Raw genomic sequence first — 16,853 nt, 5'->3', positions numbered from 1 at the left:
CCCCCTCGGGGGGAATAGCGCGCCGGCGGCCGCACACAGCCGCGAACTCACGAAGCAGAGATCCGATTCGAGCCCTTCATCAGAGGAGACATCCATGACCCCACAACGCGACGACGACCGCGTTCTCATCTTCGACACCACCCTGCGCGACGGCGAACAGTCGCCGGGCATCTCCCTCAACGCTCAGGAGAAGCTCGAGATCGCCCAGCAGCTCGCGCGGCTCGGGGTCGACATCATCGAGGCGGGCTTTCCCGTCTCCTCGCCCGGCGACTTTGAGGCGGTGCAGACGATCGCCCGGCATGTGCAGGGGCCCGTCATCGCCGGGCTTGCGCGGACGGCTGCCGGGGACATCCAGACCGCCTTTGAAGCGGTCCGGGACGCCGCCCGACCTCGGATTCACACGTTCATCGCCACATCGGACATCCACATCGAGCACAAGCTGCGGACGACACGGGCGGACGTGGTCGCCCAGGCCCGAGCAGCGGTCAGCCACGCTCGCGAACTCGTGGAGGACGTCGAGTTCTCCACCGAGGACGGCTTTCGCTCCGACCGCGCGTTCCAGGCCGAGGTGATCGCCGCGGCGATCGAGGCGGGAGCGAGCACGATCAACATCCCCGACACCGTCGGCTATGCGACTCCGGAGGAGTACGCGGGGATGTTCGTCACTCTCTATGAGCTCGTGCCCGCACTTCGGGACGTCGTCGTCTCGGTCCACTGTCACGACGATCTCGGGCTGGCGGTCGCCAACTCGGTGGCCGGGCTCGCCGTCGGCGCCCGCCAGGTCGAGTGCGCGATCAACGGGATCGGTGAGCGGGCCGGGAACACGAGCCTGGAGGAGGTCGTGATGCTGCTCGCCACCCGGCGGGACCGGCTTGGTCTGAGCACCGGGATCGTCACCCGGGAGATCGCCCGCACCTCCCGGCTCGTGAGCCGGCTGACCGGGTACGCGGTTCCGCCGAATAAGGCGATCGTCGGACGCAACGCGTTCGCCCATGAGGCCGGCATCCACCAGGACGGAGTGCTCAAGGAGCGCAGCACCTACGAGATCATGGATGCGACGACGATCGGGCTTGACTCCAACAGCCTTGTCCTCGGAAAGCATTCGGGCCGCCACGCCCTCGCCCAGGCGCTCGCGGACATGGGCATCGAGGTGAGCGGCCAGGCGCTCAACGTCGCGTTCAAGCGGTTCAAGGAGATCGCAGACAAGAAGAAGCAGGTGACCGCGCTCGATCTTGAGGCGCTCGTGGCCGACGAGGTCCGTGACGCCGACGCCGATGGTCTCACCCTCGTTGCCTTCCACGTCGAGTCCAGCAGCGAGCGGCCGCCCCACGCGCGAGTGACCCTGCGCACGTCGGCCGGGGAGGAGCTGCAGGGCAGTTTCACCGGCGACGGACCGATCGACGCGATCTTTCACGCGATCAATGCCGCCACCGGGGTCGACGCTGCGCTCGTCGAGTTTCGGATCGGGGCGGTGACCGCCGGGCAGGACGCCCTTGGGGAAACCTCGGTCGTGCTCGAGGTCGGCGGCGTCAGCGGCGCCGGGCAGGGGGTCTCCACCGACATCATCGAGGCGGCCGCCCGCGCGTATGTCCGAGCGCTCTCAACCGTGATGCGGCGGCGGGCCGAGCCGACGCCGATCGAGGCCCAGCCCGCGGTCCTTCCCTGAGCGGCGCCGTGATGGCAGGGCCGGGGCCCGGGTGCGCAGGCGTAGGTGGCGGTGATGGGTCGTTGCGATCAGGCGACGCGCGCGGCCGGCCGGACCCGCCGGTCGGGCTCGGGTTCCGGATCCGGCTGGGCGAGGCCGATGCCCTGCCGGTACCCGGCAGCGAGCAGTTCGCGGCGTGAACCGGCGGCCATCAGGTTCGTCCCGATCAGCTCGGAGGCCTCGGCGCTCGGGTTGACGATCGTCACCTCCGCGCCCCGGCTCCGCAGCGCGGCCGCCTCGATCCCCGCCGTCGACCGCGACGCGGCGCGCGCGAGGGTGATGAGCGGATGGTTGCCGTGCAGGCCGGCGGTCGGGTTGAGGCAGAGCACGCGGCTGGAGCGGGTCACCGGTGCGGCGTCGAGGTTCGTCGGGCTCCAGATACCACCGTCGACGTACTCCGCCCCCGCGATTGACACGGCGGGAAAGAGCCACGGGATCGTGCAGCTCGCGTGAACGGCTGCGGCGACACTCGCCGGCGGCGCTCCGACGGCACCGAACAGGACGCGCCGTCCGGTCGCCCGATCGACGGCGGTGACGGTGAGGCGACCGTCAAATGACCGCTCAACGGTCTCGAGGTGGGCACGGAGATCCTCGAGGGACCGGGTTGGCTGGGGCAACAGGCGCAGAGCGGCGATCCGGGCGAGCGCCCCCGCAGGGGTGGCCAGCCCGAGTGCGGCGGCGGCAAAGGGCGCCGCGAGGCTGACGGCGAGGCTCGCCGCCGGCCCGCCGAGACTGCGCGCAGCGGCCTCGAGCGGGGCCATGAGCGCGTCAGTCACCGACCGTACGGGAACTCCGGCGCTGGCCACGAGGTCCGGCATCGTCCGGCGGAAGCGCACCTCGGGGAGGGCAGGGAGGAGGTCCGGATCTGTCCGGGGTCGCCGTGGTCGCTCCCCGTTGGCGAGGCGAGCGGCGACGATCGCCCCCGCACTCGTACCGACGTAGTGGCCGCAGGTGCGCAGATCCCAGCCGGCCGCGTCCTCGAGCCCGGCGAGGACGCCGGTCATCCACGCCTCCCCGGTGACGCCGCCGCCACCGAGCACGAGGATGTCCGGGCCGGTCAGCACGGGCGAGACCTTAGCGAGGGTGCGCCGCCGACCGCTGTCGCACAGATGGGCGCCGGACGGTCGGGCCCTCGGTTTGGACGAACATCCGGCGGAAACACGGCCGGTGAGTAGCCATACAAGCGTATGTGATAGCGAACGCCACCGTGTCGACCGACTCGATGATCGAATCCGACTACGGCGCACTCGCGGGGGAGTCGCTCACGGCGTCGCCGGCGGGCCCCGGGCCGTTGGGACCGCGGGTCAAGGCGCTACGGGAGGCGATGGACCTCTCCCTCCGCGATCTCGCCGACCGCTGCGGGGTGTCGGCGCCGATGCTCTCACAGGTTGAACGGGGGAGACGAGCCCGACCCTGCAGATCGCCGCCAAGATCGCGGCTGGACTGGAGCTGCGCCTGTCGCAGTTGCTGCGCCTTGATGAGGAAGGTGCCGTCAGCATCGTCCGGGCGGGTGAGCGGCGAAGGGTCCCGCCGGGGTTGCCATCTCGACGGTGCGGGGCCTCATCACGGCTAGTCTCGAGGGTATGACCCGCCCAGCAACCCTCACTCCCAAGGGCGAACGGGCGGCGCAGGAGATTCTCGAGGCGGCCGTGAGGTGCGTGGCCCGGGATGGACTCGCGGCCGCCTCGATGCAGCGGATCGCCGATGAGGCCGGGGTGGCCAAGCGATCGGTGGTCTACTACTACGGAACCCGCGCGGGGCTCCTGGATGCGGTGATCCGCCGCGTTGGCGATGGGATGCTCGACGAGCTCGAAGCGGTCGTGCGCGGGGTCGATGACCCTGTTGAGATCGTCTCACGTGGCTTTGAGGTGCTGTGGGCGGCGATCACCACCGACCGTGCCCTGCTTGCGGCGTGGTTTGGCCTTCACGCCGAGGCCGTGACCACGCCCGCCTTCCGTTGCGCCGCGCGTTACATCAGCGGCCGGCTCGAGCAGATCGTCACGGAGTTGATCACCATCCAGCTCGAGCGGGGGCGAGTCCTGCGCTACGACCGAGCGGCGGTCGAGGTACTGGTGGTCGCCAACGTCCAGGGACTCGCCACCTACTACCTCGAGCACGGGGACGTCGCGCCCCTGCGCACCGCGATCGCGACCTTTCAGCACTTTCTCGCCCGCGAGGCGTTTGCGCCGCGAGCGTGACCCTCAGGTGTGCAGCCGCACCGGAAGCGACTTGAGCTGGCTGGAGAACTGAGAGAGCACCCAGGTCGGGGCCCCGTCAATGGCCATCCTGGGGAAGCGGCGGACCGTCTCGGCGACGAGAATCCGCAGCTCCAGGCGGGCGAGCGCGGTTCCAAGGCAGAAGTGCCTGCCCCCGGCGCCGAAGGCTTGGTGCTCGGGGTTACGGGTGACATCAAAGCGGTCAGGATCGCTGTAGACGCTCTCGTCCCGGTTGGAGGACGGGTACCAGAGCGCGACCTTGTCGCCCGCGTGGATCGGGCACCCGCCGAGGGTCGTCTCCTTCGTGGCGGTGCGGCGAAAGTGGGCAAAGGCCGGGAACATCCGCAGGGCCTCCTCAACGGCGCTTGGGACGAGACTGGGGTCGTCAATGAGTTTCTGTCGCTCATCCGGGTTTTCCATCAGCGCCCGCATGCAGCTCGTGTAGGTTGCCTTCGTCGAGTCGTTGCCGGCGGCCATCAGCAGCACGAAGCCGGCGAAGATCTCGACGTCGGTGAGCTGGTCGCCATCGACCTCCGCAAAGATGAGGGTGCTGAGCAGGTCGTCGGTCGGGTTGGCCCGCCGCTCGGCGACGAGCGTCATGCAGCGTTCAAAGAGCATCGGCACATCCTCGGCGACGAGCTGCTCGATGCCCTTGGGGTTGAGGTCGGGGTCGCCGAAGCCTAGAAGCGTGTTGATCGCGGTCGCCCACGGAATGTCGTCCTCTGGGGAGAGGCCCATGAAGCTGCCGATCACGCGCGCGACGACGGGCTGGGCGACATCTGAGACGAGGTCGCAGGTCTCACGGTCTGCGACGGTGTCCAGGACGCGCGTGGTGATCTCCAGGATCTTCTCTTCGTGACGAGCGATCGCCTTCGGGGTGAAGCCACGCTGGAAGAGCGCCTTGATCCGGTCGTGCTTGGGTGGGTCCATGCCGATGAACATGCCCTGGATAAGCTCGAGGGGAACCGCGTGGTCGGTGAGGATGATGTTCTGGGCTGAGGAGTAGGTCTCCCAGTCGCGGCTCACCTCGTGGATGAGCTCGGCGGTCGTGACCGACCAGAAGCCGGCGTCCGCAGGGGACTGGGAGATCCCGCTGCTCCAGTGCACGGGGCACTCGCGACGGAGCCGGCGGAACACGTCGTGAGGGGCTCCCTCCGTCCAGAGGGCGTCGTCAGCGACGCGGAGGGAGTCGAGCGGTTGCTGGGTGGAAATCGCCATGAAGCCATTCTACCGCATTCTGCACCGACCGGTGAAGAATGCGCAGCCGATCACCGGGCCGATCAGTCGGAGCGTGGCGCGACGATGGTGATCGTGCCCTGGGCGGCGCAGGCCAGGCGTTCCGCCTGGTAGATCTCGCCGCGGACGACTGCGCTGCGCGTCGTCATCGCGAGCACGCTCGCCTCCGCGCGGACCCGGCCGTCCTTGACCGCCGCGATGTAGTTGATCTTGAGGTCGGTCGTCGCCGCCCAACTGCCCGTCGGCATTAGCGGGTACACAGCCGCGCCGGTGATGTGGTCGAGGATGGCGGCGAGTGCGCCGCCGTGGACGTTCCCTGAGATGGTGACCAGCTCGGGGCGGAGGTCCGCTTCAGCCGAGAGCCGCCCAGGGGAGACGTCAATGAAGCGGATCCCGAGATAGCCGGGCAGCCCTTCCGTGCTGTTACCCCATTCGAGTATCCCGCGGGCGAGCTCCGCGTTGTAGCGTTCCTTCAGGCCGCCCGTGGTCACGGCCGCTCCGATTCAGTTGGCGGGGTCGATCGTGGCGGGCGCGTCGGCTCTGCGTGGGGAGGGGGGAGTGTGGCGAACATCTGAAGAAACGTACCAGTCGGTCCATTTCCCCCTGGCGGTCTCGGCAGCCTCGTGGGTGTCCGGGGCGGGCTGCCTGCTTGCGCACTAGGAGCGTGGGTCGGTAACCCGGCCGGGTCCGTCCGGCGGGTTTAAGACCATGTGGTCATGAGCGCGATTGTTCAGGACCGGCTGGTTGAGGTAGAGGCCCTGCCCGAGGTGTCGGTGGCCGCGGAGCGGCTGGCGGTGGAGAAGACGTTCCGGGCCTATGACCCTGAGCAGGTGTTGTTGATGGCGCCGGTGCTTCGGGACTGGGTGCCTGAGGGGGATCTGGCGCACTTCGTGTCGGACCTGGTCGATTCCGGTGTTTTGGACTTGTCCGCGATCTATGCGGATTACACGGAGCAGCGTGGCTTTCCGCCCTATGACCCGCGCCTGATGCTCAAGCTGTTGATCTATGGGTACGCGAACGCGGTGACGTCGTCTCGCAAGCTGGAGCGTGCGACCTACCGTGACGTGGCGGTCCGGATGTTGTGCGCAGATCAGCATCCGGACTTCAGGTCGATCGGCCGGTTCCGTGAACGTCATCTTGAGGCGTTGGGAGAGTTGTTCGTCCAGGCTCTGAGGTTGTGTCAGAAGGCGAGCATGGTCGGGTTGGGCACCCTGGCGTTGGATGGCACCAAGCTCCGTGCGAACGCGTCCAGGCATAAGGCGATGAGCTACGGGCGGATGGTCAAGAAAGAGACCGAGCTTGATGTGGAGATCGCCGCGTTGCGTGCCCAGGTCAAGGATGTTCTCGCGGACGCTGCCGCGACCGATGCCGCTGAGGATGTTGAGTTCGGCGTGGATCGTCGTGGTGATGAGTTGCCCGATGAGCTTCAGCGGCGCGAAAGTCGTCTCGCTGTGATCCGTGAAGCGAAAGAGGCATTGGAGGCTGAGGCCAAAGCGGCTGAGGAAGCCCGGCGGGCGGAGATGCGTGAGGAGGGTCGCGAGCCGCGGACTTCACCGTCGGGGCGTGATCCCTTCAAGCCCAAACCCAAGGCGCAACGGAACTTCACCGACCCTGAGTCCAAGATCATGAAAACGTCAGATGGGGCGTTTCATCAGTGCTACAACGCCCAGGCTGTCGTTGACTCTCACACCCAGGTGATCGTGGTCGCAGATGTCTCTGACCAGGCCCCGGATGCCCGGCAACTGGAGCCGGCGTTGGATCAGCTTGATGAGAACTTGGCGGCGATCGACGCGTCATTGCCGGACAAGGCGGCGCTGGTCGCTGACGCCGGCTACTTCTCCGAGGAGAACGTTCGGGTTACTGCTCAGCACAGCCTTGACCCGTATCTCGCGACCGGCCGGTTCAAGCACACAGAACCGCCCGTGCCGGCGCCGCGTGGGCGGATCCCGAAGGACGCGACACCGAAGCAGTTGATGGCACGGAAGCTGAAGACCAAGAACGGCGCAGCTGTCTACAAGCGGCGCAAAGCGATCGTTGAGCCGGTGTTCGGACAGATGAGCACCGTCCAGAACGCGCGTGAGCTGAGGCTACGCGGCAAGGCCGCCGCTCGTGCTCAATGGCGATTCCACTGCGCGGTGCACAACCTGCTCAAGCTGCACCGCAACGGCGGGCTGGTGCTGATCTCGGCCGGATGACCCGCCCCAACGTGCCCTGAGCGGCGCCACCGACGCGCTCAACCCGATTGTCCGCAACCAACCGATCCCGCCCACCGCGAACCTGGCCTGTCCAAGCCGCGCTCACTCCTGCCCAGAACCGTTACCGACCCACGCTCCTAGGAGCGTGGGTCGGTAACCCGGCCGGGTCCGTCCGGCGGGTTTAAGACCATGTGGTCATGAGCGCGATTGTTCAGGACCGGCTGGTTGAGGTAGAGGCCCTGCCCGAGGTGTCGGTGGCCGCGGAGCGGCTGGCGGTGGAGAAGACGTTCCGGGCCTATGACCCTGAGCAGGTGTTGTTGATGGCGCCGGTGCTTCGGGACTGGGTGCCTGAGGGGGATCTGGCGCACTTCGTGTCGGACCTGGTCGATTCCGGTGTTTTGGACTTGTCCGCGATCTATGCGGATTACACGGAGCAGCGTGGCTTTCCGCCCTATGACCCGCGCCTGATGCTCAAGCTGTTGATCTATGGGTACGCGAACGCGGTGACGTCGTCTCGCAAGCTGGAGCGTGCGACCTACCGTGACGTGGCGGTCCGGATGTTGTGCGCAGATCAGCATCCGGACTTCAGGTCGATCGGCCGGTTCCGTGAACGTCATCTTGAGGCGTTGGGAGAGTTGTTCGTCCAGGCTCTGAGGTTGTGTCAGAAGGCGAGCATGGTCGGGTTGGGCACCCTGGCGTTGGATGGCACCAAGCTCCGTGCGAACGCGTCCAGGCATAAGGCGATGAGCTACGGGCGGATGGTCAAGAAAGAGACCGAGCTTGATGTGGAGATCGCCGCGTTGCGTGCCCAGGTCAAGGATGTTCTCGCGGACGCTGCCGCGACCGATGCCGCTGAGGATGTTGAGTTCGGCGTGGATCGTCGTGGTGATGAGTTGCCCGATGAGCTTCAGCGGCGCGAAAGTCGTCTCGCTGTGATCCGTGAAGCGAAAGAGGCATTGGAGGCTGAGGCCAAAGCGGCTGAGGAAGCCCGGCGGGCGGAGATGCGTGAGGAGGGTCGCGAGCCGCGGACTTCACCGTCGGGGCGTGATCCCTTCAAGCCCAAACCCAAGGCGCAACGGAACTTCACCGACCCTGAGTCCAAGATCATGAAAACGTCAGATGGGGCGTTTCATCAGTGCTACAACGCCCAGGCTGTCGTTGACTCTCACACCCAGGTGATCGTGGTCGCAGATGTCTCTGACCAGGCCCCGGATGCCCGGCAACTGGAGCCGGCGTTGGATCAGCTTGATGAGAACTTGGCGGCGATCGACGCGTCATTGCCGGACAAGGCGGCGCTGGTCGCTGACGCCGGCTACTTCTCCGAGGAGAACGTTCGGGTTACTGCTCAGCACAGCCTTGACCCGTATCTCGCGACCGGCCGGTTCAAGCACACAGAACCGCCCGTGCCGGCGCCGCGTGGGCGGATCCCGAAGGACGCGACACCGAAGCAGTTGATGGCACGGAAGCTGAAGACCAAGAACGGCGCAGCTGTCTACAAGCGGCGCAAAGCGATCGTTGAGCCGGTGTTCGGACAGATGAGCACCGTCCAGAACGCGCGTGAGCTGAGGCTACGCGGCAAGGCCGCCGCTCGTGCTCAATGGCGATTCCACTGCGCGGTGCACAACCTGCTCAAGCTGCACCGCAACGGCGGGCTGGTGCTGATCTCGGCCGGATGACCCGCCCCAACGTGCCCTGAGCGGCGCCACCGACGCGCTCAACCCGATTGTCCGCAACCAACCGATCCCGCCCACCGCGAACCTGGCCTGTCCAAGCCGCGCTCACTCCTGCCCAGAACCGTTACCGACCCACGCTCCTAGGATCAGCCCGGCCCTTCCCTGAGCTTACAAACGTATGTGATAGCGTACATCGGGTCGTGAGGACCGACTCAATCACCGAACCCGGCCAAGGCATACCCGCAGCGATGCCCGCGGGGGAGTCGGCTGCGGGCTCGCCGGCGGGCCCCGGGCCGTTGGGACCGCGGGTCAAGGCGCTGCGAGAGGCGATGGACCTCTCCCTCCGTGACCTCGCCGACCGCTGCGGGGTCTCGGCACCGATGCTCTCTCAGGTCGAACGGGGGGAGACGAGCCCGACCCTGCAGATCGCCGCCAAGATCGCGGCTGGACTGGAGCTGCGCCTGTCGCAGCTGCTGCGACTCGATGAGGAGGGTGCGGTCAGCGTCGTCCGGGCCGGTGAGCGGCGCAAGGGACCGGGCGGCGTCGCCGGGCATCGCTACGAGATTCTCACCCCGCCGCTGCCCGGCCAACGGGTCGAGCTCTCCGAACATGTGCTCGCCCCCGGGGCATCCACGGGCGGGGCCGGAGACCCGCCGATGCATGAGCCGGGTAGCCGTGAGACCGCTCTCATCCGGGAGGGGACGGTCACGTTCGCCTGTGACGGCGAGCGCTTTGAGCTCGGTCCCGGCGACGCCGTCACCTTCGACGCCGACCTGCCCCACCACTTCGAGAATCGCGGCCCGGGGGAGGCGACCCTGTACGCGATCCTCAGCGCCGGATTGCGGCGCAGCTGACGCGTTCCGCTGAGACCGTGAACGTCACCCGACCCACCCCGTCCCGACAGAGGAGAGATATGCCTCAATCGTTGTTCGACAAGATCTGGGAGCGCCACGAGGTCGCGCCGGGCCTCATTTACATCGACCTTCACCTCGTGCACGAGGTGACGAGCCCGCAGGCCTTTGACGGCTTGCGGCTGTCCGGCCGTCAGGTGCGCCGGCCCGACCGCACGCTCGCGACCGCCGACCACAACACGCCGACCGACGGGACCGCGGCCGCCCGCCTGATCGCGGACGAGCTCTCCCGAGTGCAGGTCCAGACCCTCGAGGCGAACGCGGCGGAGTTCGGGATTCCGATCTACTCGCTCGGCTCCGAGCATCAGGGGATCGTGCACGTGATCGGCCCCGAGCTCGGCGTCACCCAGCCGGGGATGACGATCGTCTGCGGCGACTCCCATACCGCCACCCACGGTGCATTCGGCGCGCTTGCCTTCGGGATCGGCACCTCTGAGGTGGAACATGTGCTTGCCACCCAGACGCTTGTGCAGACCAAGCCCAAGTCGATGAGGATCCGGTATGACGGGGCGCTCGGCTACGGGGTCACCGCCAAGGACCTGATCCTCTACACGATCGGCCAGATGGGCGTCGCCGGGGCGACCGGATACGTGGTCGAATTCGCGGGCCCGGCGATTGAGGCGCTCTCGATGGAGGGCCGGATGACCGTCTGCAACATGACGATCGAGGGGGGCGGCCGGGCCGGGATGATCGCGCCGGACGAGACGACCTTCGCCTACGTCATCGGCCGACCCGCTGCCCCGGCGGAGGTACCGGCCGACTGGCGGGAGCTGCGCAGTGATGAGGGGGCTCGCTTCGACAGGGAGCTCGTCATCGACTGTGGGCAGATCTCCCCGATGGTGAGCTGGGGCACCAACCCGGCGATGGTCGCGCCCGTCACCGATGACGTGCCGGCCCCGCGTTCTGAGCAGGATGAGCGCGCCCTCGACTACATGGGCCTCCGTGGCGGCACCCCGATCGAGGAGATCACCCTCGACCGGGTGTTCATCGGGTCCTGCACGAACTCGCGGATCGGCGATCTCCGCGCCGCCGCCGACATGGTCCGCGGCCGCCGGGTCGCCGACGGCGTCTACGCGATGGTCGTGCCCGGCTCGGTTCAGGTGAAGGCCCAGGCCGAGGCCGAGGGGCTCGACGAGATCTTCCGGGCCGCCGGCTTCGACTGGCGGGCGGCCGGCTGCTCGATGTGCCTGGGCATGAACCCGGACGTCGCCGCCCCCGGGGAGCGGATCGCCTCGACCTCGAACCGCAACTTCGAGGGGCGCCAGGGCCGGGGAGCACGGACCCACCTCGTCTCCCCACAGATGGCGGCGGCCGCGGCGATCGAGGGACACTTCGTCGACATCCGCACCTGGTCACCATCCACCCCGTCCACCCACTCACCCACCGCGGAGGCCTGAACCCATGCGAGCGATCGAAACGATCACCGGCGAGGTGTCCGTGCTCCGGCGTGATGACATTGACACCGACCAGATCATGCCCAAGCAGTTCCTCAAGCGGGTCCAGCGGACCGGCTTTGGCGAGTTCCTCTTCTACGACTGGGCCAAGGAGCCGGACTGGCACCTCCCGGCCAACCCGATCCTCGTCACCGGGCGCAACTTCGGCTGTGGCTCCAGTCGTGAGCACGCCCCGTGGGGACTGGAGGACTACGGGTTCCAGGCGATCATCGCCGAGAGCTTCGCCGACATCTTCTACTCCAACTGCACGAAGATCGGCCTGCTTCCGATCCCGCTGCCGGCGGAGGCGTGCGCGGCGATCGCGGAGGCCGGCAGCGCCCAGATCGACCTCGCCGCCCAGGAGGTCCGCTGGCCCGGCGGGTCAGCCACCTTCGCCATCGACGCGGAGATCAAGCACCGCCTGCTGAACGGGCTCGATGACATCGGCGTCACCCTCTCTCAGGAGGAGGCGATCGCCGCCTATGAGAGCCAACGGGAGCGCCAGGGTCCGGTGACCACGGCGCTGTGAGCCCAGCCACCGGGGTGCCCGGGTGATGCCGAGCGCGAATCGGGATTGGGACGCCCGCACCTACCATCGGGTCTCCACGCCCCACCGGGGGTGGGCCAAGGCGCTGATCGACCGTCTCGAGCTGCGCGGGGACGAGACGGTCTGTGACGCCGGGTGTGGGTCGGGCGCGGTCACGGCGATGCTCGCCGATGCGCTCCCGGCCGGCCGGATCTACGCCGTCGACGTGGCTCCGTCGATGGTCGCCCACGCCCGCGAGACGCTCGCCGGACGGCCGGTCACCGTGCTCGCCCAGGAGCTGACGGAGCTCACCCTGCCCGAGCCGGTCGACGCGATCTTCTCGAGCGCCACCTTTCACTGGATCGCCGACCACGACACGCTCTTTCGCCGGCTCGCGCTGGCCCTCCGGCCCGGCGGACGCCTCGTCGCCCAATGTGGGGGAGAGGGCAACATCGACGCCTTCCGCGCGATCGCAGACGACGTCGCCTTCACCGAGGCACCGTTTGCCCAGTATTTCCAGGACTGGACCCGGCCCTGGCACTACGCCGGTGCAGACGCGACCGCCGTCCGGCTCACCGACGCCGGGTTCCGTGACGTCCACACCTGGCTCGCGCCGGCGCCGACCGCGATCGACGATCCAAAGCCGTTCCTGACCAGCGTCTGCCTTGTCCGCCACCTCGACGCGCTCCCCCCCGCGCTGCGCGAGGTCTTCGTCGACCGGGTGCTCGAACGGTGCACGCATCCGCTCGTCCTCGATTACGTTCGCCTCAACATCGTCGCAACAAAGTCGACTGAAGCGGTTGACTAATCCGAAATAAGCTCGGCGCCTGATGCTCGCCCTCGACATTCAGAACCTCGTCAAGCGCTATCCGAGTGGCACCGAGGCGCTCAAGGGCGTCACGCTGCAGATCCCCGAAGGCGCCTTCTTCGGTCTGCTCGGTCCCAACGGCGCGGGCAAGTCGACGCTCATCCACTGCACGACGGGTCTTGCTCGTCCGACCTCCGGCAGCGTGCGGGTGTTCGAGCATGACGCGGTCAACCATTATCAGCATGCACGCTCGGGGGTGGGGCTCGCCCCGCAGGAGATCAATCTCGATCAGTTCCTCACCGTCGAACAGGTGCTCGACTACCACGGGGGCTACTTCGGAATGACGCGGCGAGAGCGGCGCGCCCGGGCCGGTGAGCTGCTCGAGGCCTTCAGCCTCACCGAGAAACGGGAGGACTTCACCCGGTTCCTCTCAGGCGGCATGAAGCGGCGGCTCACGCTCGCTCGCGCCCTGATGCACCGCCCGCCCCTGCTCATCCTCGACGAGCCGACTGCGGGCGTCGATGTCGAGCTGCGCCTCGAGCTGTGGCGCTACATCGAGCGGGTCAACGTGGAGGGCACGACGATCCTGCTGACGACCCACTACCTCGAGGAGGCCGAGCGGCTCTGTGACCGGATCGCCTTCATCAACCACGGTTCGATCATCACCGAGGGTTCAGTCGGCGAGATCTGCGATCACTTCCATGTCGCCACGCTGGAGGACGCCTACCTGCGCCTGATCGGCCGCGACGAACTCTCCCGCGCATGAGCAGCCTCGACTCCGATTCCGGCCTCAGTGCCTTCGGCTCACCCCGCCGGGACGGGCGCCGCCCGCTCGTCAGCGGCGGGCCGGTGACCGTCGGCACCCGCCGCATCCGGATGCGTGCGCTCGTCGGCCGTGAAGTCGCCCGCTTCATGAAGATCAAACGCCAGACGCTCGGGGCGCCGATCCTCGAGACGTTCCTCTATATCTCGGTGTTCGGTGCGGCGCTCGGGGCGGCGATCCACCTCGTCCACGGCTTCCGCTATATCGTCTTCGTCCTCCCGGGGCTGATCATGATGGCGTTCGCGACCAACGCGTTCGCGAACAACTCCAGCTCGATCCTGCAGCAGAAGTTCACCCACGCGATCGACGATCAACTCAGCTCCCCCGCCTCCCCGCTCGAGCTGCTGCTCGGTTTCACCCTTGGCGGCTTCCTCCGGGGCCTGCTCGTCTCGGGCATCTCCTACGCCGTTGCCGGGGCGCTCGTCGGCGAGCCGGTTCGCCACCTGCTCGTGCTGCTGCCGTCGATCGCGCTCGTCGGCCTCTTCTTCGCTCTCGCCGGGGTGCTCGTCGGGGTGCGGGCCAAACAGTTCGATGATGTCGCCCTCTATCAGACCTTCGTCATCCAGCCGCTCATCTTCCTCGGCGGGGTCTTCTATTCGGCCTCCTCGTTACCCCAGCCCTTCGGGACCCTCACCCACTTCGACCCGATCTACTACATGATCTCGCTCACCCGGTATGGGTTCATCGGCTTCCGGGAGACGTCGATCCTCGTCTCGTTCCTGGCGCTCGCCGCGGCGACCGCCGCGCTGTTCGCCGTGGATCTGTGGATCTTCACCCGGGGCCGGTACCTGCGCAGCTGACCCGGCGGGGACCGCGTTCTCCGCCCGTGGGATGAATCACAGATCAGCCCTTGGGTCCCTTCAGCCGCCGCCTGCCACGGACTACCTTTGTGATCATGACCGCCTCCGCCCCGAGCGTTCCGTCGCCGAACGAGCCGCCGCATGGCCGGATCGCCACCGTCTATGCCGGCCTGGGGCGCTTCGTCGTCCGCTTCCGCTGGGCGATCCTCGTCTTCTGGGTTCTCGCGGTTGCGTTCACCTCGGCGGTGATGCCGAACATCGCCAATGAGATCAACGGGAACAACTCGGCGTTTCTGAAGCCGAGCGAGCCGAGCATCAGGGCCGCCAACCTCGCCGCTCCTCTCACCGGGGCGGGGATCGGCACCAAGAACACGAGCATCCAGGTCGTCGCCTCCGCCTCAACGCCACTGACGCCGGCGGACACGGCCACCCTCCAGCGCCTCGCGCGCGCTCTGCTCGCGGTACCCGCCGTCCACTCGGTTCGCCTCGGCGGGGTCGCCCGGGACGGTGAGGCGGCCGAACTCCTCATCCGTGCGACGGCGAGCCAGTCAGAGATCTCCAAGGACAAGACCCTGATCGACAAGATCACGGCCACGCTCGCCAAGGCGGGCGCGCCCCCCGGCCTGTCGCTCAACGTCGCCGGCCAGATCGCCACGGTCGTCGCGAGCCAGAACCAATCCAACAAGCAGGGAAACCAAACCCAGCTGTTCTCGATCCTGTTCGTCGTGGTGCTGCTGCTGCTCGTCTTCCGCTCACCGCTCGCGGCGGTCATCACCCTCATACCGAGCGTGTTCGCCTTGCTCATCTCGATGCGGGTGGTCGCGGCGATCGCCTCCGCCGGTGTGCTGCAGATCTCCGCGATCACCCAGATCCTCCTGATCGTTCTGCTGATCGGGGCGGGCACCGACTACGGACTGTTCCTCGTCTTCCGGGTCCGCGAGAACATGCGCGATGGGCTCGAGGCGCGGGCCGGTGTGGCCCGGGCGGTGGTGAGCGTCGGTGAGTCGATCACCGGATCGGCAGGAACGGTCATCCTCGCCCTGCTCACGCTGCTGTTCGCCAGCTTCGGGCTCTACCACGACCTCGGTCTGCCGCTCGCGATCGGCGTGTTCGTGATGCTGCTGATCGGCCTCACCCTGCAGCCGGCACTGCTGGCGATCTTCGGCACCAAGGCGTTCTGGCCGGTCATCCCCCGCCCAGGCGCCCAGAAGGAGGGGGTGTGGGGCACGGTCGCCAAGCGGCTCGTCGCCCGGCCCGGCGTCACGCTCGTCGTCGGGCTGATCATCTTCGGTGGGCTCGCCCTCGGCGCCCTGGGATATCAGGCCGGTGGTTTCGGCGGGAGCACGACCGCCCCCGCCGGGACGAGCGCGGCCGCCGGGAACGCCGCCCTTGCCCGGCACTTCCCGCGGTCGGCGAACAACCCCGCGAACCTCGTCTTCGCCTTCGGCCACAACGTCTGGAACGATCCGGCGACGATCAACGCCGCCGAACGCTCGCTCGAACGCTCCGGACAGTTCACTGCGCTCAGCGGGCCGCTCGATCCGAACGGAACCACCCTCAGTCCGGCCGAGTTCGTCGCGCTCCACCATCGCCTCGGCCCGCCTCAGCAACTGCCGCTGAGGGTTCCGGCCGGGGTCGGTGTGCCCGCGCCGGTCTACGACGCCTACCGAGCTGATGCGCTGTTCCTCTCCGCAGACGGACGGATACTGCAGTTCGAGGCGGCCCTGCGTGCCGGCGCCCAGGACTCGACGGCGGCGATGAACGCCACCCCGCAGATCCGGGCGGCCGTTCACCGCGCGGGTGCTACGTCAGGGGCAACCCAGACCGGCGTGTCCGGTGAGGCCGCCGCGGTCTACGACATCAACAGCGCCGCCAACAGCGACCTCGCGCTGATCGTGCCGATCGCGATTGTCGCGATCGGCCTCCTGCTCGCCCTCGTGCTCCGTTCCGCCATCGCGCCGCTCTATCTCATCGTCAGCGTCGGCCTGTCCTTCCTTGCCGCGCTCGGGGCGGCGACGATCGTCTTCCTCGACTTCGGGAACTACGGCGGGATCACCTTCGTCCTCCCGTTCCTCCTGTTCATCTTCCTGCTCGCCCTCGGCGAGGACTACAACATCCTTGTGATGACCCGGATCCGTGAGGAGGCGCGGCACATGCCGCTGCGCGAGGCGGTGATCAAGGCCGTCTCTCGCAGCGGGTCGACGGTGACGACCGCCGGCATCATCCTCGGTGGCACGTTCGCGGTCTTCGCGATCGTCGGGGGTGGCGGTGGCGGCGGGAAGGGCGCGAGCTCGTTCACGCCGATCGGGTTCGGACTCGCCCTTGGCATCCTCATGGACACCTTTCTCGTGCGCACCCTGCTCGTCCCCTCCACGGTGATGCTGCTCGGGCGCTGGAACTGGTGGCCCTCGCGCCTCGGGCAGCCGACACTCGCCGGGCCCGCCACCCCTTCGCCGGCGGAACCGGCCGGGCCCGAGGCGCGGCTGACACCCGCGCCCGACAGCGCCTGAACGGTTCGCGCTGCTAG

Annotated in this window: 15 protein-coding genes; 12 read left to right on the top strand and 3 right to left on the bottom strand. The window is 67.9% G+C overall.

Features of this window, described 5'->3' with window-relative positions; all coding sequences use genetic code 11:
• The first annotated feature begins 94 nt into the window (after positions 1-94).
• Positions 95-1,666: a 2-isopropylmalate synthase gene (locus M3M55_RS12070; RefSeq protein WP_249009749.1), complete on the top strand. Its 1,572-nt coding sequence runs from the start codon at positions 95-97 to the stop codon at positions 1,664-1,666.
• Positions 1,667-1,734: 68 nt separating this feature from the next.
• Here M3M55_RS12070 and M3M55_RS12065 read toward each other — a convergent pair whose 3' ends face one another.
• Complete coding sequence (locus M3M55_RS12065) at positions 1,735-2,769, bottom strand: patatin-like phospholipase family protein (protein ID WP_249009748.1); 1,035 nt, start codon at positions 2,767-2,769, stop codon at positions 1,735-1,737.
• A 158-nt stretch (positions 2,770-2,927) separates the two neighbouring features.
• On the opposite strand from M3M55_RS12065, the gene M3M55_RS12060 reads away from it, so the two are divergent.
• On the top strand, positions 2,928-3,278 hold the full coding sequence (locus M3M55_RS12060) for a helix-turn-helix domain-containing protein (protein ID WP_371878763.1): 351 nt from the start codon (positions 2,928-2,930) through the stop codon (positions 3,276-3,278).
• A 10-nt stretch (positions 3,279-3,288) separates the two neighbouring features.
• Positions 3,289-3,903, top strand: coding sequence for a TetR/AcrR family transcriptional regulator (locus tag M3M55_RS12055; protein ID WP_249009747.1), 615 nt, complete (start codon positions 3,289-3,291; stop codon positions 3,901-3,903).
• 3 nt (positions 3,904-3,906) lie between these two features.
• Here M3M55_RS12055 and M3M55_RS12050 read toward each other — a convergent pair whose 3' ends face one another.
• Both M3M55_RS12050 and M3M55_RS12045 read right to left on the bottom strand, forming a co-directional pair.
• The gene (locus tag M3M55_RS12050) at positions 3,907-5,139 is read right to left on the bottom strand and encodes a cytochrome P450 (protein ID WP_249009746.1); all 1,233 of its coding nucleotides are present in this window, start codon (positions 5,137-5,139) and stop codon (positions 3,907-3,909) included.
• Positions 5,140-5,201: 62 nt separating this feature from the next.
• Positions 5,202-5,648 carry a PaaI family thioesterase gene (locus M3M55_RS12045; RefSeq protein ID WP_249009745.1) on the bottom strand — a complete coding sequence of 149 codons (447 nt, stop codon included), beginning with the start codon at positions 5,646-5,648 and terminating at the stop codon, positions 5,202-5,204.
• Between the two features lie 225 nt (positions 5,649-5,873).
• Here M3M55_RS12045 and M3M55_RS12040 point away from each other — a divergent pair, with 225 nt between their 5' ends.
• The 9 genes from M3M55_RS12040 (at position 5,874) to M3M55_RS12000 (ending at position 16,836) form a co-directional block, all read left to right on the top strand.
• Positions 5,874-7,352, top strand: coding sequence for an IS1182 family transposase (locus tag M3M55_RS12040; protein ID WP_249009428.1), 1,479 nt, complete (start codon positions 5,874-5,876; stop codon positions 7,350-7,352).
• A gap of 197 nt (positions 7,353-7,549) precedes the next feature.
• A complete protein-coding gene (locus M3M55_RS12035; RefSeq protein WP_249009428.1) occupies positions 7,550-9,028 on the top strand; it encodes an IS1182 family transposase in 1,479 nt (492 codons plus the stop codon).
• Between the two features lie 245 nt (positions 9,029-9,273).
• Positions 9,274-9,879, top strand: coding sequence for an XRE family transcriptional regulator (locus M3M55_RS12030; RefSeq protein ID WP_249009744.1), 606 nt, complete (start codon positions 9,274-9,276; stop codon positions 9,877-9,879).
• Between the two features lie 59 nt (positions 9,880-9,938).
• Positions 9,939-11,333 (top strand): 3-isopropylmalate dehydratase large subunit, encoded by a 1,395-nt coding sequence (leuC, locus tag M3M55_RS12025; protein ID WP_249009743.1) that lies wholly within the window; start codon positions 9,939-9,941, stop codon positions 11,331-11,333.
• A gap of 4 nt (positions 11,334-11,337) precedes the next feature.
• Positions 11,338-11,898 carry a 3-isopropylmalate dehydratase small subunit gene (gene leuD, locus M3M55_RS12020; protein ID WP_249009742.1) on the top strand — a complete coding sequence of 187 codons (561 nt, stop codon included), beginning with the start codon at positions 11,338-11,340 and terminating at the stop codon, positions 11,896-11,898.
• Between the two features lie 25 nt (positions 11,899-11,923).
• Entirely contained in the window at positions 11,924-12,703 is a 780-nt protein-coding gene (locus M3M55_RS12015; RefSeq protein WP_249009741.1) for a methyltransferase domain-containing protein, read from the top strand.
• 22 nt (positions 12,704-12,725) lie between these two features.
• Complete coding sequence (locus tag M3M55_RS12010; protein WP_249009740.1) at positions 12,726-13,469, top strand: ABC transporter ATP-binding protein; 744 nt, start codon at positions 12,726-12,728, stop codon at positions 13,467-13,469.
• On the top strand, positions 13,466-14,326 hold the full coding sequence (locus tag M3M55_RS12005) for an ABC transporter permease (RefSeq protein WP_249009739.1): 861 nt from the start codon (positions 13,466-13,468) through the stop codon (positions 14,324-14,326). The genes M3M55_RS12010 and M3M55_RS12005 overlap by 4 nt, the downstream gene beginning before the upstream one ends.
• 95 nt (positions 14,327-14,421) lie before the next feature.
• Positions 14,422-16,836: an MMPL family transporter gene (locus M3M55_RS12000; RefSeq protein ID WP_249009738.1), complete on the top strand. Its 2,415-nt coding sequence runs from the start codon at positions 14,422-14,424 to the stop codon at positions 16,834-16,836.
• The last annotated feature ends 17 nt before the right edge of the window (positions 16,837-16,853 follow it).

The organism is Conexibacter sp. DBS9H8 (genome assembly GCF_023330685.1).
Classification (GTDB): Bacteria; Actinomycetota; Thermoleophilia; order Solirubrobacterales; family Solirubrobacteraceae; genus Palsa-465.
Note: the sequence above shows the minus strand (reverse complement) of the source record. Positions and strands in the feature narration are given on the sequence as shown.

What these genes read in the sequence shown, in the direction of transcription:
- M3M55_RS12070 (WP_249009749.1), top strand. Translation starts at nt 95, where the DNA reads ATGACCCCACAACGCGACGACGACCGCGTTCTCATCTTCGACACCACC.
- M3M55_RS12060 (WP_371878763.1), top strand. Translation starts at nt 2,928, where the DNA reads ATGATCGAATCCGACTACGGCGCACTCGCGGGGGAGTCGCTCACGGCG.
- M3M55_RS12055 (WP_249009747.1), top strand. Translation starts at nt 3,289, where the DNA reads ATGACCCGCCCAGCAACCCTCACTCCCAAGGGCGAACGGGCGGCGCAG.
- M3M55_RS12050 (WP_249009746.1), bottom strand. Translation starts at nt 5,139, where the DNA reads ATGGCGATTTCCACCCAGCAACCGCTCGACTCCCTCCGCGTCGCTGAC.
- M3M55_RS12040 (WP_249009428.1), top strand. Translation starts at nt 5,874, where the DNA reads ATGAGCGCGATTGTTCAGGACCGGCTGGTTGAGGTAGAGGCCCTGCCC.
- M3M55_RS12035 (WP_249009428.1), top strand. Translation starts at nt 7,550, where the DNA reads ATGAGCGCGATTGTTCAGGACCGGCTGGTTGAGGTAGAGGCCCTGCCC.
- M3M55_RS12030 (WP_249009744.1), top strand. Translation starts at nt 9,274, where the DNA reads ATGCCCGCGGGGGAGTCGGCTGCGGGCTCGCCGGCGGGCCCCGGGCCG.
- leuC (WP_249009743.1), top strand. Translation starts at nt 9,939, where the DNA reads ATGCCTCAATCGTTGTTCGACAAGATCTGGGAGCGCCACGAGGTCGCG.
- leuD (WP_249009742.1), top strand. Translation starts at nt 11,338, where the DNA reads ATGCGAGCGATCGAAACGATCACCGGCGAGGTGTCCGTGCTCCGGCGT.
- M3M55_RS12015 (WP_249009741.1), top strand. Translation starts at nt 11,924, where the DNA reads ATGCCGAGCGCGAATCGGGATTGGGACGCCCGCACCTACCATCGGGTC.
- M3M55_RS12010 (WP_249009740.1), top strand. Translation starts at nt 12,726, where the DNA reads ATGCTCGCCCTCGACATTCAGAACCTCGTCAAGCGCTATCCGAGTGGC.
- M3M55_RS12005 (WP_249009739.1), top strand. Translation starts at nt 13,466, where the DNA reads ATGAGCAGCCTCGACTCCGATTCCGGCCTCAGTGCCTTCGGCTCACCC.
- M3M55_RS12000 (WP_249009738.1), top strand. Translation starts at nt 14,422, where the DNA reads ATGACCGCCTCCGCCCCGAGCGTTCCGTCGCCGAACGAGCCGCCGCAT.